The organism is Tautonia sp. JC769, from assembly GCF_040717455.1.
Classification (GTDB): Bacteria; Planctomycetota; Planctomycetia; order Isosphaerales; family Isosphaeraceae; genus Tautonia.
The window spans coordinates 80,777-99,054 of sequence record NZ_JBFEFH010000012.1; the positions used below are offsets into that span (position 1 = coordinate 80,777).

16 protein-coding genes are annotated in these 18,278 nt (G+C 60.0%); 14 read left to right on the top strand and 2 right to left on the bottom strand.

Translation table 11 applies throughout. From position 1 onward, the window contains the following. The first annotated feature begins 30 nt into the window (after positions 1-30). The 10 genes from AB1L88_RS13785 (at position 31) to AB1L88_RS13830 (ending at position 11,328) form a co-directional block, all read left to right on the top strand. Positions 31-2,208, top strand: a complete 2,178-nt coding sequence (locus AB1L88_RS13785) for a polysaccharide biosynthesis tyrosine autokinase (RefSeq protein WP_367097247.1) — start codon at positions 31-33, stop codon at positions 2,206-2,208. Next, complete coding sequence (locus AB1L88_RS13790) at positions 2,205-2,858, top strand: exosortase-associated EpsI family protein (RefSeq protein ID WP_367097248.1); 654 nt, start codon at positions 2,205-2,207, stop codon at positions 2,856-2,858. The genes AB1L88_RS13785 and AB1L88_RS13790 overlap by 4 nt, the downstream gene beginning before the upstream one ends. Positions 2,859-2,912: 54 nt before the next feature. After that, positions 2,913-3,623, top strand: a complete 711-nt coding sequence (locus AB1L88_RS13795) for a sugar transferase (RefSeq protein ID WP_367097249.1) — start codon at positions 2,913-2,915, stop codon at positions 3,621-3,623. A 160-nt stretch (positions 3,624-3,783) separates the two neighbouring features. Continuing rightward, a complete protein-coding gene (locus tag AB1L88_RS13800; protein WP_367097250.1) occupies positions 3,784-4,899 on the top strand; it encodes a glycosyltransferase family 2 protein in 1,116 nt (371 codons plus the stop codon). Beyond that, a complete protein-coding gene (locus AB1L88_RS13805; RefSeq protein WP_367097251.1) occupies positions 4,899-6,290 on the top strand; it encodes a hypothetical protein in 1,392 nt (463 codons plus the stop codon). Before AB1L88_RS13800 ends, AB1L88_RS13805 begins: the two co-directional genes overlap by 1 nt. Before the next feature lie 165 nt (positions 6,291-6,455). After that, the gene (locus tag AB1L88_RS13810) at positions 6,456-7,664 is read left to right on the top strand and encodes a glycosyltransferase family 4 protein (RefSeq protein WP_367097252.1); all 1,209 of its coding nucleotides are present in this window, start codon (positions 6,456-6,458) and stop codon (positions 7,662-7,664) included. 112 nt (positions 7,665-7,776) lie between these two features. Continuing rightward, the gene (locus tag AB1L88_RS13815) at positions 7,777-8,559 is read left to right on the top strand and encodes a class I SAM-dependent methyltransferase (protein ID WP_367097253.1); all 783 of its coding nucleotides are present in this window, start codon (positions 7,777-7,779) and stop codon (positions 8,557-8,559) included. Beyond that, positions 8,556-8,879: a hypothetical protein gene (locus AB1L88_RS13820; protein WP_367097254.1), complete on the top strand. Its 324-nt coding sequence runs from the start codon at positions 8,556-8,558 to the stop codon at positions 8,877-8,879. Before AB1L88_RS13815 ends, AB1L88_RS13820 begins: the two co-directional genes overlap by 4 nt. Before the next feature lie 90 nt (positions 8,880-8,969). Further along, entirely contained in the window at positions 8,970-10,091 is a 1,122-nt protein-coding gene (locus tag AB1L88_RS13825; RefSeq protein ID WP_367097255.1) for a glycosyltransferase family 4 protein, read from the top strand. A 40-nt stretch (positions 10,092-10,131) separates the two neighbouring features. Continuing rightward, on the top strand, positions 10,132-11,328 hold the full coding sequence (locus AB1L88_RS13830; RefSeq protein WP_367097314.1) for a glycosyltransferase: 1,197 nt from the start codon (positions 10,132-10,134) through the stop codon (positions 11,326-11,328). A gap of 42 nt (positions 11,329-11,370) precedes the next feature. Here AB1L88_RS13830 and tnpA read toward each other — a convergent pair whose 3' ends face one another. Then, on the bottom strand, positions 11,371-11,805 hold the full coding sequence (tnpA, locus tag AB1L88_RS13835) for an IS200/IS605 family transposase (RefSeq protein WP_169981471.1): 435 nt from the start codon (positions 11,803-11,805) through the stop codon (positions 11,371-11,373). 394 nt (positions 11,806-12,199) lie between these two features. Further along, positions 12,200-13,420, bottom strand: coding sequence for a transposase (locus AB1L88_RS13840; protein WP_367097256.1), 1,221 nt, complete (start codon positions 13,418-13,420; stop codon positions 12,200-12,202). A gap of 105 nt (positions 13,421-13,525) precedes the next feature. Between AB1L88_RS13840 and AB1L88_RS13845 the strand changes: the two genes are divergently transcribed. The 4 genes from AB1L88_RS13845 to AB1L88_RS13860 all read left to right on the top strand — a co-directional run bounded on the left by AB1L88_RS13845 (position 13,526) and on the right by AB1L88_RS13860 (position 17,910). Further along, on the top strand, positions 13,526-13,927 hold the full coding sequence (locus AB1L88_RS13845) for a hypothetical protein (protein ID WP_367097257.1): 402 nt from the start codon (positions 13,526-13,528) through the stop codon (positions 13,925-13,927). Between the two features lie 113 nt (positions 13,928-14,040). Further along, positions 14,041-15,294, top strand: coding sequence for an O-antigen ligase family protein (locus AB1L88_RS13850; RefSeq protein ID WP_367097258.1), 1,254 nt, complete (start codon positions 14,041-14,043; stop codon positions 15,292-15,294). Then, a complete protein-coding gene (locus tag AB1L88_RS13855; RefSeq protein ID WP_367097259.1) occupies positions 15,291-16,694 on the top strand; it encodes a phenylacetate--CoA ligase family protein in 1,404 nt (467 codons plus the stop codon). The genes AB1L88_RS13850 and AB1L88_RS13855 overlap by 4 nt, the downstream gene beginning before the upstream one ends. A 208-nt stretch (positions 16,695-16,902) precedes the next feature. Continuing rightward, on the top strand, positions 16,903-17,910 hold the full coding sequence (locus AB1L88_RS13860) for a polysaccharide deacetylase family protein (RefSeq protein WP_367097260.1): 1,008 nt from the start codon (positions 16,903-16,905) through the stop codon (positions 17,908-17,910). Positions 17,911-18,278 lie beyond the last annotated feature (368 nt).

Sequence of the window (18,278 nt, forward strand, 5' to 3'; positions counted from 1 at the left end):
AGCCTGACCGGACCGCCGGATCCGCTGGGATTGTTGCGGGCCCTGCATCGTCGCCTGGGCATCGCACTGGCTCTGGGAATTCTCGCCGCCGCCGTGGTGGGAGCGACCGCCTGGTTTGTGGTGCCCCGTTCGAAGTACACGGCCGAGGCCTTGCTCCATGTGCGGGCGATGCCCTACCGAATCCTCTTCCAGACGGTCGAGACCACGGATCTGGGGCGTGACGAATATGACCGGTATCAGAAAACCCAGATCGCCAAGCTCAAGAGCCGCGTTGTCATCAATGCGGTCCTGCAGCAGCCTGGCATCGCGGAGTTCCAGATGATCCGGGCTTACGAGGATCCGGTGCTCGGTTTGCTGGACGATCTAGAGGTGGGATTTTCCAATAAGTCGGAATTACTCTCGATCAAACTCTCGGGCGATGAGCCCGAAGAGCTCGCAACCCTGGTCAATGCCATCAAGGATGCCTACCTGGAACTGCGTGCGAATGAAGACCACAAGGATCGCCTGGCCCGCTATGACCGCCTGAAAACCCTGAAGCAGCAATACGCGGATCTGCTGAAGACCAAGCGACAGGCCATGGAGCGCCTGGCCAAGACCGTCGGCACCAATGACCGTGAGACCATTGCCCTGAAACAGCAATTCGCCCTCCAGCACCTGGCCACCCTGGAGAGTGAGTTGCTTCAGGTCCGTTCCGACAAGCGGAAGCTCGAGGCGGAACTCGCGACCCTGGAGCGCGAGGCATCGAGCGGGTCGGACACGGAGGCGACGCTCACCGCGACCGAGCTCGAGCAGCTGATTGATGCCGAGCCCTCGGTGGTTCAGCTCAACGGCTGGCTGGCTGAGGCTCAGGTCAACTATGATCGCGCGGTGGAACAATTGCAGCGCGTCTCACGCCGCTATCAGAGTGATCCGTCGATCGTGCGTCGTCGGGCTGAGGTCGAACGGGCGAGGCGGGCGCTTGAGGACCATCGCGACGAACTCCGGCCGGTGATCGCCCAGCGGTTCCGAGCGAATGCCAGCGGCAGCGCCCCGACCCGGGGCTTTGAAATCCGCCAGGAAATGGCGCTGTACGAGAATTTGGAGGCTCGCCTCGCTTCGGAGATCGAACAGCTGCAACAGAACAGCCAGAGCCTCAACATCAACACGCTGGACCTCCAGTCCCATCAGGACGATCTCAAGCAGTATCAGGCAACGTTCGATCAGATCAACGGCGAGGTCGAGTCCCTGAACGTCGAGCTGCAAGCGCCCCCGCGCATCCAGACCCTCGAAGATGCGGTGGTGCCCAGGCAGAAGAGCGAGAAGAAACGCTACATGATGATCGGCATGGCCACGATGGGGAGCTTCGCCGCCTGCCTCTTCGGGGTCTCGTTCCTGGAATTCCGGACCCGCAAACTTCATTCGGCCGAGGAGGTCGTCCTTGGCCTGGGAATCCCGATGGTCGGCGCGCTCCCGCGCCTGCCACCCCGGGCCCGCCGCAACGACCTCGCGGTGCGCACGCCCCAGGACCGCTACTGGCACAATCTGCTCCTGGAATCCGTGGATGCGACCCGGACCATGCTCCTGCACGCTGCCCGGACCGAGGGGCATCAGGTGATCATGGTCACCAGCGCCATGGCCGGCGAGGGCAAGACCTCGCTCTCCTGCCACCTGGCCATCAGCCTGGCGCGGGGAGGGCAGCGCACCCTGCTGATCGACGGCGATCTGCGGCGTCCCGGCGTCAGCCGCCTCTTCGACCTGCCCCTGAGCCCCGGCCTGAGCGAGGTCCTCCGGGGTGAGGCGACCCTGGACGACGCGATTGTACCCATGCCGGTCGAGGGGCTCGACGCGATCCTCGCGGGCCAGTGTGACGAGCGAGCCATCCGCGCACTGATCTGCGGCGAGATCCAGCCCGTCTTTGGCCGCCTCAAAGCTCGCTACGACTTCGTGATCGTCGACTCCTCGCCGGTCCTGCCGGTCGCCGAGGCCCAGATCATCGCCCAGTCGTCCGACGCGGTCCTCTTCTCGGTGCTCCGCAACGTGAGCCGTGCGCCGAAGGTCTACGCCGCTCACCAGCGCCTCGGGGTGCTGGGGGCCCGGATCCTGGGAGCAGTGATGACCGGGGCGCACGGGGGCCTGTACGGCAACGATTACCGCTACGCTGCCAGCGATACGCCAGCACCGAAGAGCGGGACGACGGCGGCGTCCGGCCGGGAAGGAGCACCCTCATGAGAACCGTCCGGATTGTCGTGGCGTTGGTCCTGTTGATTTCTGCGGGGATCGTCCATGGTTCCTGGACCAATCGCTGGAAGCCATCGCGCGCCCTCGCCGAGCTGACCGGGCGCATCGACTCGGTGCCCATGACGGTCGGGACCTGGCACGGGGCGTCCTTCGAGATCAGTGATCGGGAGCTCGCCGGCGCCGGCGCCGTGGGCCACCTGGCACGGCGCTATCAGGACTCCGACCGCGGAGTCGAGTTGACGACGCTTCTGGTCAGCGGCCTTCCCGGTGATATTGCCGCGCATTCGCCCGAAGTCTGCTATCCCGGCAGTGGCTATGAACTCAGCCCCCCAACCCGGATCGACGTGCCGATCGGCTCCCCGCCGCAAACGGCCACGTTCCTGACCTCGGTTGCCAGCCGCCAGGGGCCCGGCGGTCTGGATGCCTTGCGCATCTTCTGGGCCTGGAATGACGGCACGGGCTGGAAGGCCCCTGAGGATCCGCGCTGGTCGTATGCCGGGGCCCCCGCCCTCTCGAAGCTTTATGTCATCCGGGAAACCTTCGGGGAGCCGTTTGATCCCGAAGCGGATCCCTCTCTCGAGTTCATGAATGAGTTCTTGCCCACCCTGGATGGGATTCTGTTTGCGAATGCAGCGGAATAGGCCCCATTCGTCCCGGAACGCGCTGACCCCGTGAGTTTCTTTCAGGACCCTAGAATGTCTGTGAACTCCAATGCCTTGAGTGTGAGTCGACCTGCTCCCGAGGTGGCATCGCTCCGTGACGATCGGCTCGATGCCCGTGAGGCCTTCAAGCGGATCACGGATCGGATCTCGGCGACGCTCCTGCTGATCTGGACGTCGCCCGTGATCGGGTTGGCGATGCTGCTGGTCAAACTCACCTCACGCGGTCCGGCGATCTACGCGCAGGAACGGCTCGGTCGCGGTGGCACGCCGTTTACGATCTACAAGATTCGCACCATGACCCACGACTGCGAGCGAGACACGGGACCCACCTGGTGCGTGCCGGACGATCCCCGCGTCACCCCGATCGGCCGCATCCTGCGTCGGACGCATCTCGACGAACTGCCCCAGCTCTGGAATGTGATCCGCGGCGAGCTCAGTCTGGTCGGACCCCGGCCCGAGCGCCCGGCGATCGCCGCCAAGCTCGAACTGACCGTGCCGCGTTACCGGGACCGTCTCCTGGTTCGTCCCGGCCTGACCGGGCTGGCCCAGGTCCAGCTCGAGCCGGACACCGATGTCACCAGTGTCCGCCGCAAGCTCTTCTATGACCTGTACTATGTCCGCAATGCCAGCCCCTGGCTCGACCTCCGCATCACGGCCAGCACGTTCTTCTACATCGCGGGCGTCCCCGCATCCCTCCTCGCCCGCGTCTTCGGGTTCCCCCGGCTGGACACGGAGCAGTCGTAAGCGCGGATGACGTCGTGCCCCGGAATAAATCGAGGTCCTTTCTCACCCTCTCCGCTCCTTCCCACCCCGCTCCTCGATGGTCATGCCCCTCGAGCCCCCGACGTCTCCCCAACGACTGACCCGGACTGAGTGCGAGCGTCCCCGCGCCACCGATCGGGGGATGCTCACCAGCCCGGATCGCACCGCCGCGCTGTCCGGGGTCGAACCCGAAGCATGTCCGGCATCCACAGCTAGCGCCTGGCCGTTTGTCACGGTCATCGTCCCGGTGCGGAACGAGGAACCCTTCATTGCCCGCACCCTTGAGCAGTTAATGGCCCAGGACTATCCGACTGAGTGTTTCGAGGTGCTGGTCGTGGACGGCCGCTCAACGGATGCGACTCGATCCATCGTCACCTCCTGGGCCCAGCGGTTCCCTCACCTGCGGCTGCTTGACAATCCCCGTCGGCTCTCCAGCGCCGCCCGCAATCTCGGCATCGCACAGGCCCGTGGGCAGATCATCCTCATCGTGGACGGCCACTGCGAGCTCGACGGCCCGACCTACCTCCGCGCCGTCGCCGAGGCGTTCGATGGCAGCGGCGCCGACTGCCTCGGCCGGCCCCAGCCGCTCGACGTCCGTCAGGCCACGACCCTGCAACGGGCGATTGCCGCGGCCCGCTCGAGCTGGCTCGGCCACCATCCCGCCTCCTTCATCTATGCGGACGCCGAGCGGTTCGTCCCGGCCAGGAGCGTCGCCGTCGCCTACCGCCGTGCGGTCTTCGACCGGGTCGGCCCCTTCGACGAGTCCTTCGACGCCTGCGAGGACGTCGAGCTGAACCACCGCATCGACCGTGCCGGCTTCCGCTGCTACTTCACCCCCCGCATCCGCGCCCGCTACGTGCCCCGCTCGAGCCTTGCTGGGCTCTTTCGCCAGATGGCCCGCTACGGCCGCGGCCGCATGCGGCTGCTGCGCAAGCACCCGGAGACGTTCTCGCTGGGGAGTTTGATACCGGCCGCCTGGCTTGCAGGGCTCGTCGTAGGGCCGTTCCTCTGGTTGGCTTGGGCTCCTATGGGGACAATCTACTGCGCAACGATCGGGCTCTACCTCATCCTGGTCGTCTTGGCTAGCTTTCAGATGGCCTGGCAATGTCGGTTGTGGGTACTTGCTGTGAATTTGCCCGTGGTGTTTGCCACAATTCATCTGGGGACCGGATGGGGGTTCCTCAGCGAATGGATTGCGGGAATTCCGGTTCGTTGCGAGCGGCTGATGCCGATATCGGAAGCCGAGGAGTCTTCGTGATGAACGCTCAACGCGTCTTCCTTCTAGAATTCAACGAGCTCTGCCCCTCACTGCTCAAAGAGTTCATGGATCGTGGTTTTCTCCCCAACTTTCGTCGTCTCTACGAATCTTCAATCGTATTAACAACCGACGCTGGCGAGAAGCCTCCCCACCTCGAGCCTTGGATCCAGTGGCCCACCGTACATACCGGGACGCCGTATGCTGATCACGGTGCCTTTCATCTCGGAGATGGACGCCGGATCACGCGGAAGGGGGTCGCCGAGCTCCTTTCCGACGCGGGGATCCCGGTCGGGGTGCTCGGCAGCATGAACATGAACTACACTTCACTTCATGGATATGTCGTCCCAGACCCGTGGGATCCTCTGGGGCAGGCGTGTCCAGAATGGCTTGAGACGTTCTATCGCACGGTCGCCGACCAGGTACAAGAGTCATCGCGCACGAAGTCCGATAGCAAGAGGCAAATGCTTCAATTCGGATGGTTCTTAGCGAACCACGGTCTAACGTCCGGAAGCGTATGCTCCGTCGTGACGCAACTGTTCCAAGAGCGTTACGATCCAGGAATCAAATGGCGGCGAGCAAGCCTTTTGGAACATCTGCAGTACGATCTCTTCCGATATCTTAATCGTCGGTTCAACATCCGATTCGCCACTTTCTTTGCCAACAGCACAGCCCATTACCAGCATTATTACTGGCGAAACATGGAGCCGGAGCGGTTTGCCGTTCCTCCGCTCGAGGTCGATCATCCCTCGCTGCGTGAGGCAATCGAGTATGGCTATCGCTCGATGGATAAACTTCTCGGACGTTTCCTCATCGACTACCCAGACGTGATGCTGGTACTCGTGACCGCGCTCAGTCAGCAACCCTGGGTCGAGACCACCAAGTGCACCTACCGCCCAAATCGCTTCGAGGAACTGCTCCGCTTTGCGGGGATTTCCCCAGAAGGACTAGCGATCAAACCGGTCATGGCGGAGGAATTCCACGTTGAGTGCCCCGACGAACCGACCACAGATCGGGTCAAGGATGCGCTGTCGGGCTTGAGCATTAACGGCGAACCGCTAATGAAAGTCGACCGCTCAGAGAACACACTGTTCGGGGGGTGCAACATCCAGGAATTAATGGACATGGACCAAATGGTTTCCCGTTCGAAGGATGGAGCGATGCGCCGTTTCGGGGACCTCTTCTACATGGTGCATTGCATGAGGAGCGGCCGTCATCATCCTGACGGTGCGCTCTGGATTCGCACGGGCTGTCATCGCGTTGTCGAACAGCGAGTGCCTCTGACGGCGATTGCACCGACCATCCTCGAACGCTTCGGCGTGCCCCAGCCGGATTACATGCTTGGCCACGCCTTGGCGGTCGAATCCGATCCGGCTGTCGCGACCACGAATTGATCGGTGTCGTATAAACAACTTGGGGTTATCCCTGTGTCGGAAAGTCCGAACAGAACTGTTGATCCGTGTCTCAGGAATGCCGAATCGCTTTCGCGTCGATTGCATGTCGCTGTGATTGACGAGGAATTGCCTTTTCCGCCAAACTCGGGAAAGCGGATCAGGACATTGAATCTGATCAAGCGTCTTGCAAATCGTCACCGCATTACTTACATATGTCACCGAAATCTTGAGGTGGACGAGGCCGAGGCGGCCACGAACTACCTCGGCCAGATCGGGATCGAGACGATAGTCGTCGATCACGCCCGTCCCCTCCAGTCGGTCCTGAGCCGGGGACCCCGCTTCTACGCAGCACTTGCGGCGAATCTCTGCTCAGCCCGCCCCTATCTCGTTGATGTCAACGACAGCCCGGCGCTGAGGAGTGCCGTCGCTGCTTACGGTTCTTGTCACGACGTCGATCTCTGGCAGTGCGAATGGACGCCCTATTGCCCATCATTGGACGGTCTCCCTGGATCGGCTCGGCGACTGGTGATGGCTCATAACGTCGAATCACTCATTTGGCAACGGTATTATGAAAATGAATCTCATAAAATAAAGCGATTGTACATTGGTCATCAGTGGCGGAAGTTTGTGCGATTCGAACAGGGTGAATTCGCTCGTGCCGACGCGACTGTAACGGTGAGCGACGCGGACGCTCGAATCGTCCGCGACCAGTTCGGGCTAGATCGCGTCGAAGTGGTCGATAATGGCGTCGATGTGGATCATCTCAGCCGTCCCTCGGGGCTCCATCGCCTTGCAAGCCAGGTGCTCTTCCTCGGCAGCCTCGACTGGCGTCCTAACCTCGACGCGGTCGATCAGCTGCTTGAATTCGTCTGGCCCGCGATCCGGGCCGCCCGCCCCGACGCCCGGCTGTGCATCGTCGGCCGGAACCCGTCCTGGGACCTGCGCCGGCGGATTTCGGCCACCCCGGGGGCCGCGCTGCACGCCGACGTGCCCGATGTCCGGCCGTTTCTCTGGCAGAGCGCCGTCATGATCGTCCCCCTACGGATCGGGGGCGGCTCGCGGCTGAAGATCCTCGAGGCCTTCGCCGCCGGACTTCCGGTCGTCTCGACCCGTGTCGGTGCCGAGGGGCTCGACGCCCAAGCCGGCTCCGAGTACTTCGGGGCCGACGCGGTCGCCGAGTTGGCCGGCGCCACCCTTGCTGCCCTTGGTGACCCATCCTGGGCCCGGGAGGTTGCCGACCGGGCCCGGCAACTCGTCCACCAGCGGTACGACTGGGCTGGCCTGGCCGAGCGGCTCGAACGCATCTGGATCGAGACCGCCGACCCTGCCCGCGCGGCGCATCGCAACCGGGATCAGGCATCGGTGACCGCATGACGACGACGACCCTCCTCCACCTGGCCGCCTCGACTTTTTCGGCGGCCCCGAGCGGCAGATGCTCGGCCTGGCCTACGTATTGCTGAACCAGTTTGTGTAAGTGAGTAAATTAATGGGTGTAATTGGTGGGCCGCTCGGCTATCACGTCCTTCGTTTCATCTCGTCAAGGACTGGGTCACTTTGTTTGCGCGAAAGTCCTGCTGGAAATCTTGCAGGGCCAAACAAGAGTAAGCTCGAGAAGCACTGGGGACATCGTGTCTGGGATGAGTTTGCCGGAAAAGTCGTAATCGACTTTGGCTGTGGCTTCGGCACAGAAGCGATCGAGATCGCTCGTAGAGGGGCGATTCATGTAATCGGAGTCGACAATCGCGAGAGCGTCCTAGAAGTTGCACGTGAGAACGCCAAAAAGGCTGGGGTCTCGGAATTGTGTGAATTTGATACTAACGCTAATTGTTCTGCGGATGTGATACTATCTCTGGATGCTTTTGAGCATTTTGAGGATCCCGAAGGGATTATGAACCTCATGAGGTCAGTTGTTAAGCCGGGTGGAAAGATCATCGCTTCCTTCGGTCCGCCTTGGTATCATCCGTATGGGGGACATCTTTTCTCCGTATTTCCCTGGGCACATCTTATCTTCACGGAAGCTTGTCTCATCCGTTGGCGCTCTGATTTCAAGTGCGATGGAGCAACCCGGTTTGCGGAGGTTGACGGAGGACTGAATCAGATGACTGTTCGTCGTTTCAAGAAAATCGTCGCCCGGTCTAACTTGCGAATCGAAAGTTTAGAACTTGTTCCAATTAAGAATATAAATTTACTATGTAATATGAGTGTACTTGTGTCAGAGTTTTTTGCCTCGATAATTCGTTGTCGACTTGTACGTGACCAGAAGCAATGAAATTGATACACCTGACCGCCTCGACCTTCTTCGGCGGCCCCGAGCGGCAGATGCTCGGCCTGGCTGACGCCTTGCCGCCGGGCTATGCGACGCAGTTCGCCCTGTTCCGCGAAGGGGGTCGCGCCGAGGCCTTCCTCGAACGACTCCGGGCGACGAAGCACGCGGCCGCCGTCCTCGAACACGACACCCCCCGGTTCGCCGCGGCGGGCGCCGAGCTGAGCAACGTGATCCGTACCGATCGCGTCGATCTGCTCTGCTGCCACGGCTACAAGGCCGGTCTCCGGTCCGGATTGCCTCGCACTGGTCAGGCATCCCGGTGATCGCCGTCTCCCGGGGTTGGACCTGCGAGTCGCTCAAGGGCAAAGCCTGCGATTGGCTTGATTCCCTGTCGGATAGGGTACAGTCTCCCCATGACGACCATTCTCCACCTGACAGCCTCTACTTTCTTGGGTGGGCCTGAGCACCAGATGCTCGGCCTAAGTCGAGCATTGCCCGAGAATTATCGATCCGTGATCGCTTCTTTTCGCGAGGGTGGCCGATGTCATCCTTTTTTGCAGGCCGCTAGCAATTGCGGTCTCGAAGCGGTCGAGCTAAAGCTAGATACTCCTCGATTCGGGAGTTCGGTCGGGGAGATTTCAAGCCTTATGCGTAAACTAGAAGTCGATATAATATGCACTCATGGATATAAATCAAATGTATTAGGTTATTTGTCGTGTAAAAAAATTGGAATACCAATCATTTCAGTTTCTCATGGTTGGACAAGCGAGAGTGTTCGTGTGCGTTTCTACGAGTCACTCGACCGGCGAATGCTTCGCTTCATGGATCAGGTTGTATGTGTCTCGAAGGGTCAGGCGCTCAAAGTTCGGAGGTCTGGTGTGCCCGATGAGCGTATTGCCGTGATACACGATGCGATTCAAGCCGACCGGTTTTCGTCGAACGATCCTTCATACAGAGATAGATTGCGCGACTTGTTCGGCCGGGCTCCTGGGACAATCGTCGGAGCTGCTGGCAGGCTAAGCCCGGAAAAAGGCTTCGAGATTTTCGTAGAGGCGTCAGCACTGGTGGCTCGGACTGATCCAGAGGCGAGATTTGTGCTCTTTGGCGGGGGCCGACTCGAGGCCGACCTCCGAAAACGAGTCATCGCGAATGGTCTCGCAGACTCGTTTGTCCTTGCAGGTTTCCGAGACGATTTCGACCGCTATCTTCCCTATTTAGATATCCTGGTTCTCCCTTCATACACCGAAGGACTGCCGAATGTTGTCCTGGAAGCTTTCGCTGCCAAGGTCCCCGTCGTTGCGACTTCCGTTGGTGGTACTCCAGAGGCGGTAGACGACGGAGTGAACGGATTTCTAGTGCTGCCCGGTGATCCGGCCTCGCTCGCCAACCGGATACTTGAACTAGTGACTAATGCAGAAACGAGACAAATAATGGGAGTAGCAGGATACAAACGGGCACTCAAAGTGTTTGCCTTTGAATTGCAAGCAGAACGGTACGACGAAATCTTCCGCAAGATTCTCCGGCAATCGACATGACGGGAATTGATCGATTGAAGTGTCGAAAAAGCAAGTGAACATGAATAATTTAAATTCTGCTGAAAGCATTTCACAAATCTGGCCAGTTCGTGTTTGTTACTTGATCGATCGGCTTGGCTTGGGAGGAACCGAAGGTCAGTTATTGGAGGTACTCCGCCGCCTCGATCGGTCCCGAGTTAAGCCGGCGCTATGCTTGCTGAATGCGGAAGACGACATTTCCCGATCTCTAGAACCAGATCATTGTCCGGTTCTCAGACTTGGCGTTCACTCTCTGCGTCATCCCTCTTCAATGATTGCGGCAATACAGCTAGCGAGGTTCTTGCGGAGAAAGAGGGTCGATATCTTGCAAGTTCACTTCCCCGACAGCACTTACTTCGGGGTCCCGGTAGCTCGCTTGGCGGGCGTGCCACGCGTGGTACGGACTCGGCGGGATTTAGGATACTGGATGACCCCGCGGGACCGGTGGCTTGGGCGTCTCTATAACCGCTGGACCGACGCGACGCTCACCAACGCCGAGGCCTGCCGCCGTTCCGTGATCGAGGACGAGGAAGCCGATCCCGCAAAGGTCTTGGTCATGGAGAATGGCATTGATCTGACCAAGCTTTCGGCGATCGCACCGCTCACAGGTGGCAATGGCGACCCGCAGCGGGTGGGTCTGGTGGCCAACCTGCGCGATGTCAAGGATCCGGGATCGTTCGTGCGGGCGGCGGCCCTCGTTTCAGAGACTCATCCCAACGCCAAGTTCGTGATCGCTGGCGAAGGTCCACTCCGCGGCGAGGTCGAGCGGTTGGTCGCCGATCTACGCCTCGGTGGATGCCTGCAATTGCTCGGCTCGGTCCACGATGTTCCGACCCTGCTTGGCGAACTCAGGATCGCTGTGCTCTGCTCGCGGAGTGAGGGGATGTCCAACTCACTTCTAGAATCTATGGCCGCGGGCCGGGCTATTGTCGCCACGGCCGTTGGCGGGAACGTCGAGCTTATCGCCGATGGCCAGCGTGGACTGCTCGTTCCACCAGGCAATCCGGAGGCACTTGCTGCCGCGATCGATCGGCTTCTGAGCAACGCTCAGCTTGCTGCCCGCCTCGGTGCAGCCGCACGTCTGTATGCTCAACAGCGGCATGATATTGAGACCAAGACTAGAGAATTGGAGATGTTCTACGGCGGTCTCATGCACGATCGGCTAATGGTTCATGGGCCGCCTGTACAACTGACGACTCTACCGGCTGGAAGCCGGTAGGTTCACAAGTCGGCTGAAAGCCCGACTGTTGGGGTAGCGGAGCTACGGCTCCTCGACGCGGAAGTCATCGTCGTCCTTCCGATGCTCCTGCGTCCGGATGTACTCCATGATCACCTCGTCGGTCACGTTCCCCGAGCTGGCCACGAAGAACCCCCGGGCCCACAGGTGGCGGCCCCAGCAAAGCTTCTTCAGGTGGCTGTACTCCTGCATCAGCTTCCGCGAACTCTTCCCCTTGATCCGCTGGACCAGGTAGCTCGCCGAGACGTGCGGCGGGCAGGAGACGAACAGGTGGACGTGGTCCGCGCTGACATGGCCCTTGAGGATCTCGACCTCCAACTCCGCACAGATCGTTCGTACGATCTGGCGGAGCCGGAGGCCGACGTCACCCCGCAGTAGCTTCTTGCGGTACTTGGTGATCCAGACCAGGTGGAACTTGATGTCGAAGCGGGTGTGGGCGGTCCGTCGGTAGTGCTCCATCCCGCGAACGTACTGGAAGTGGTCGCCTGAAGGCGAGGGATTTTAGATCCCAGGAATGGACATTAAGTAGTAGGCGTCACTTCGGACGATTATAGCGATCGTCCCTGGCAAGTGTGGTAGCTGGGCGTTCTGGAGGAGGTGCGAACGGCAGACGAGACTGTGAACGCGTTGCTTGAGCGTATGGAAGACTCGCGTGGGGATGGTCTGGGTCTCGCCACCGACTTCATTGCCGTTGGAGTAGCTGTTCTGCCGGGCGGATCTGGCGTTCGCCGTGGTTGTTGTCGAACGAGACCTCGGCATGGTTATGGAATGTGAACTACTCGCGGCTTAGCTCGACTGATGCAGATTCTTCGGGGCTATGCTGCTGGCTGTACTTTCCGGGTGAATGTATATGTCATGCGGCCAAGCTGAGCAGCCTTTCGGCTGTGGCCTGGATTCCCGACTCGGTCGCCCCCGGGCGGAGAGTCGCACGAATCTCCTCTCCCAGCAATTCACGACGCCACGCGCGCCGCTTGTCCGCGTGGCTCGGACGACGCAACGTTGAGTCCCACGGCGAGGCCGAGCGATCGACCAGATCATCCGCCTTGCGACCCCAGGCCCACGCCTCGGTCAGCGTGAACGTCCACAGGCAGATGTGGAATGCCCCGATGTTCGCCAAGATGAACCTGACCTGTTGCTGCCCGGCGCCCACGACCTGCTTGCACTCTCGAAAGGTGATCTCCAGGCTGAAGCGGTCGGCCACCGCCCCCAGGATGTCGGCCACGCTTGCCGAAGTGTCGGTGCAGAAGTACGCCCGCCAGCCGGTCGGCTCGTCCACCAGCACCACCCGGATCACGCCACCGGCCGGGCGCCAGGTCGCCAGGAACGTCTTGTACTTTTTGACCGTGGCGACCCCATAAAGCGTGAGCGTCTCGGTGGACCAGACACGCCGCTGGCCGGCCCGCTTGGCCAGGTCGATCACGTCCGGGCCGTAAGTCCGCGGCCGACCTCGCTTGCCTGCCGGCCGGGGGCCGGGCAAGCTCCGCAGGGCCGCGTCCTTTCGGAGCCGACTGACGACGGTCATCCCCAGGGACTCCGCCGGCTTGAGGAACTCCTTCTTGGCATAGGCGCCGTCGGCCACCACCCAGATCGGCACGTTCAACTGGTCCAGCCACGGCTTGGCCCACCGCAGCAACTCGATGGCCAGCTCCAGCTTGGTTCGGAAGGCCTGCCGATGCTTCGGGTCGATGCCCGGTAGGTCTTTCTTCCGGACGTAGAGCCGGGCCAACAGCGGTAGGGCGACGACTCCCCACGCCGAATGGGCAACGAGGAGGGCCAGGACGACGAAGACATGCCCGTAGACATAGCCCGAGCCGGCCGGCCCCGGTGTCGGGTTGTGATGCACGCCGGCCCCCTTGACGTGCGGGCCATACCGCAGAGTCGGGGTATCGTCCAGGGCGAGAGTCAGCCGCGTAGCCCCCTGGAGCAGCGGCCGGACCACCTCGGTCAGCAGGCGTCGGGCGAGGACGGCCCCGAAGAAGAGGAGGGCGAGCCTCGGGGCGGAGCGATGATCGAGCGCGGCGGCGAGCCGGGAGAACCACTGGAACGGGGCGGGAAGCGGCTGCGAAGATGTCATCGGGGCCAGCTCCGTTCGGGGTGTCTGGCTGGCTTCGTACCCGCCATCGTCTCGGTCGGGGCGGCCCCCGTCCATCCGTCAGTTACGGGGTCCGGGGGGAGCGTCGTGGAACCGCTGGAGATCAACGGCGAGCCCCCGCGATTGGACGGGCTGCGATGCGACGCCATCCTGTGCCAGGAGTACTGGCACGGTGGTGCCCTCGTGGAGCCGGCCAACGTCACCTTCCTCTGCTTCGAGGGCCGATGGCACTGGCTCTACTTCGACTTCGGCATCGTCTTCTGGCGGGACACCGAGGGCAGGCCCGAGCCGTTTGTGGCAACAGAGATCGGCTCCGACTACCCGGTCGTTGATGTCGCCGCGGCGAGGGGATTACGGGGCGTCAGGCTGCGCGGCTATCGGATGGAGCCCTGGGGCTCTTGCGGTGCCATGGTCACCTTCGAGTTCGAGGGTGGTGCCCGCCTCGCGTTCCGTTCCGTCGAAGACGTAACAACGTGTGGCTACGACTGATCCCAGGCCGCAAGTTGGTGCCTCCGACGATCGGATGTTGGGGAGTCGCAATAAGTGCGGATCAATAAGGTAAGCCAAAAAAACTACAGATGGTTTGGATGCTAATTGGTTACATGTGGCTGTTCATTCACCGGCCCTTTGAGGTGTGGCCTGTTCTGGCGACGATTCGCCTTGAGCGGCTCTACATGATCTCCACGATTCTGGCCTGGCTTGGATCAGGGCGGTTTCGGTGGAAGTCGAGTGGATTGGTTTACGCTTATATTTCGTTTGCATTTGGCGTGATTGTGTGTTGGATATTCAGCTCTTGGTTTTCGAGCGTATCAAGCCAAATTCTGGTCGAAGACTACATGAAGATAATTATTTTCTTTATCATTCTCGTTACGGCAATTCAGAGTGAACGTGAATTGCGACACATTCTCCTGGGATTCCTCGGAATCAACGCACTCTACATGCTGCACTCTTTCAGGGAATACCTCTGCGGCCGTCATACGTATCGCATGGGGATCGCTCGCATGATCGGGGTCGATACCAGTCTTGGGGATCCTAATTCCTTCGCTGCGAGTGTGCTGTATTCGTTGGCGTTTGTCACCCTGATCGGCGTTATCATCCCGGGTCGAAAAGGTCGTGTGTTGATGTTCGGTTATGTAGGGATTTCAGTGACATGTGTTTTCTTGACTGGCTCTCGATCCGCCTTGGTGGGCTTGATCGTCTGGGCGACTCTCATGAGCCTGAACGTCAAGCGTAAGCTGCGTTGGATTGTCTTGATGGCTCTTCTCGGTCCGTTGTGCTGGTCGCTTCTCCCGCCAGATCACCAGATTCGGTTCTATACCTTGATCGACCCTTCGGTCGGTCCGGCGAGCGCCCAGGAATCCGCGGAGAGCCGGGCTGAGGGATTTCACCTGGGGCAAAAACTCTTCGCGGAGTCTCCGCTCACCGGGTGTGGCCCTGGTGCGTGGATTCCGGCCACGGGGAGTCCTGTCGAATCCCACAACCTTTATGGTCAGGTGATGGGAGAGATGGGGCTGATTGGCGTTGTGACGTTCAGTGCAATAGTTTTTCTTATGGTGTCTTATGTTCTGTCGATCCGATCACTTCGTCCACACCCCGTTCCCGGAACGAACCCGGACTTCCTTCGTGCCCTCGCCGTCGCAATCGGTCACGCGCTGATCCTTCTCCTCGTTCTGGGTTGGGCGGGACATAACCTCTTCCGTTTCACCTGGCTCTGGTATGGTGCGTTCCTGATCCTGGCGAGGGACCTGGCACGCAAGCAGTCCGAGATCGAAGTCTCTCACGAAGGGGACTCCCACAATGAATGGGATGCGGTCGATCGAGAGCAGTTCGATCCGAAATTCTGGGTACCGCGATGAGTTTGCACGCGATTGCGATTCGTCACCTGATCGGTCCGCTTTGGGCTGCCCATGAGCGAAGCCCCTATCTGCGTCACTATCGCCGATTGAGGCGGACACAGTTTGATGTGGCTGAGGTAGTCGCAGAAAGGCAACTTTCGGCTTTGCGCCACTTGTTGATCCATGCTCACAAAACGGTGCCCTTTTATCGGCGTCGCTTCGATGAAGTGGGTTTCGATCCAAGAGCGTTGAGAACCTTCGATGATCTTCAGGCGGTTCCCTTCCTGACCAAAGCCGATATTCGATTGTCCGGTTCGGATATGATCTCGGAGGCGTACCGCGACCGTACTGACTTGAGGCGTAACACGACTTCGGGATCTACGGGGGTTTCGCTGGAGGTCTGGGCGGACGAGGAGGCGATGCAGTTCAGACGTGGCTGCACACTACGCTGTGACGAATGGAGCGGCTGGCGATTCGGTGAGCCGATCGCCATGGTCTGGGGGAATCCGGAATACTTGAAGCGGGGGTTGCGAGGGCGGCTCCGGAACAGGTTGCTGGAACGATCTCGTTACCTCGATACGCTCAAGATGGACGAGGAGTCGATGGCCCGCTTCGCCGACGACCTGGCGAGGCGGCAGCCATCACTGATCTTTGGCCATGCCCACTCGGTGTATCTCTTCGCTGCCTTCGTACGGCAGTATCGTACTGGTTCAATCCGCCCCAGAGGGATCATCACCTCGGCGATGGTCCTGCACGACTGGCAGCGGCAGGTGATCGAGGCCGAATTCGCCTGCAAGGTGACGAATCGTTACGGTTGCGAGGAGGTCAGCCTGATCGCCTGCGAATGCGAGAAACACGAAGGGTTGCACGTCAACACCGACGGTCAGTACGTCGAGTTGATCCGCGACGGCCGCCCTGTCGGCACCGGTGAACCCGGTTCGATCATCGTCACCGATCTGGTCAATCGCGCCATGCCCTTGATCCGCTACCAGGTAGGCGACGTCGCCTCTTGGTCTGGTCGACCGTGTTCGTGCGGTCGGACAGGGATGCCCCTGCTCGATCGCATCGAAGGGCGTGAGGCAGATTACGTCACCACCCGGCGCGGCGAGTTAATCTCCGGCATTTCCCTCACCGAGAACTTCGCTATCCTCGTGCCGGGGATCGAGCAATTGCAGATCATCCAGGAGTCACTAGATCGCTTCACCTTCCGTATCGTTCGTGGCCCCGCCTATGGACCACCGAGCGAGGTACGCATCCAGGAACTCGTCACTGAAAGGTTCGGGAGCGACGTCGAGTACGATTGCGAGTTCGTCGAGCAGATTCCCCAGGAGCCTTCGGGGAAGTATCGGTTCTGTATCTCGAAGGTGCTGAACCCCTTCGCAAATCAAACACACTTAATCAATGAGAACCGATTAATTTAGAGCGTCAATTGACGCATTTCTTGTCACCACAGATACGAGAGCGCCACCATGTCCATCCATTCACTGGAGGCTCTGCCGCTGCTACAAGCTCTACATTGACGATTAACCGATTCCTTCTCTCCTTATTTATTTGTCCTACTCCTGATATGCCTGACTAGAGGCTTGGCACGTGCCACGTTAGGAGCACCGCATCATGCCAAGGATGCCAATGCATTTAGGTATCACGGATCTCGTATGGAAAGGGGCTCGTCGCGCTCTAGCTGTTCCGAACCGCATGCCGGGATATCTTGCGGCTGTTCGGCGGCTGCACGCCTCTCGCGTTGCGATTGTAATGTATCATGGCGTTGTCGCGGATCCCCTTCCAGTATGGAACTGGTGTCAAGTTCATAGGGATGAATTCAAGCTTCAGATCGAGTTTCTCGCTGCCGAGTACAATGTACTGCCTCTGGATGAGGTCGTGGATCGGCTCCGACGATCGGCACCGCTACCACCGCGTGTTGCCTGCTTGACTTTCGATGACGGATTCCGGAATGTCGCTACCACCGCATTTCCGATTCTTGAGCAATACCAAATCCCCTCCACCATCTTCTTGGTCACAGGTGTGGTCGGGACTAATCAACCTGCTTGGCCCGATATCCTCTTTCATGCTCTCGCAACCACCAAGGCGACAGAGGTAGTGTTCGACGAAAGTCGATGGCCTCTGCAAACACCGGATCAGCGGTCACAGGCATTTGGGGCGCTGGTTAGCCGGTTGATCGAGATGCAACGGCAGCGGAAGGACGATGCCTTGACTGAGATCGATCGGCAGCTCGACCCGTTCTCACGGATTGGGCCCGAATCGCCCCTGGCAAGCATGAATTGGGATGAGGTCGATCGGCTCGCAAAAACCGGGTTGGTGAACTTCGGCTCGCACACGCACACGCACCAGATACTGGCACGCTGCGAAGCCAAAGACCAAGAAACCGAGCTTCGTGCGTCACGGGACATTCTGATCGAACGACTCGGGTCTGCTGAACTCTTCGCCTATCCGAACGGAGGTAGGGGCGACTTCACGGAGGCGACTGGGAGGCTCCTTGAACGGCTCGGCTATCGCTGCGGTCTGACAACGATCCCAGGTCTAAATAAAATAACAAGAGATTTGTACACTCTTAAAAGAGTAAATGTGGGGGCCGATACTTCGCTCCATCGATTCGAACTTCTTATGGCAGGACTCTAATGAATACGATGGCCGAGGTGATCGTCGAATCAGCTGAGCTGGTATATCGGCTTCGGGATGTCCGACAGCGGATATGCTGCTCCTACCGATTCTCCGAGCACGGGATCGATCCCGAGGGAGCAGCAAGAGAAGTTTCCTCACACGTCAATAGACGTGGTGATTGGTCGGTTAAACAGCTCCTCGAACGACTGAGACTGGAGTGGGCGGCCCGTGTCGGACCGGGAGATATTGCGGCGGTCGAGGCTGCTGTCTGCTGCGAGGTGATGCTGCGGGGGATTGCTAAGTTAAGCCGTTCATCGTTGCCCGGAGAAATTAAGAACTTCGTATGGCAAGAATTTGTCTCAATCCTATCTCGTGTGGAAGCCGGG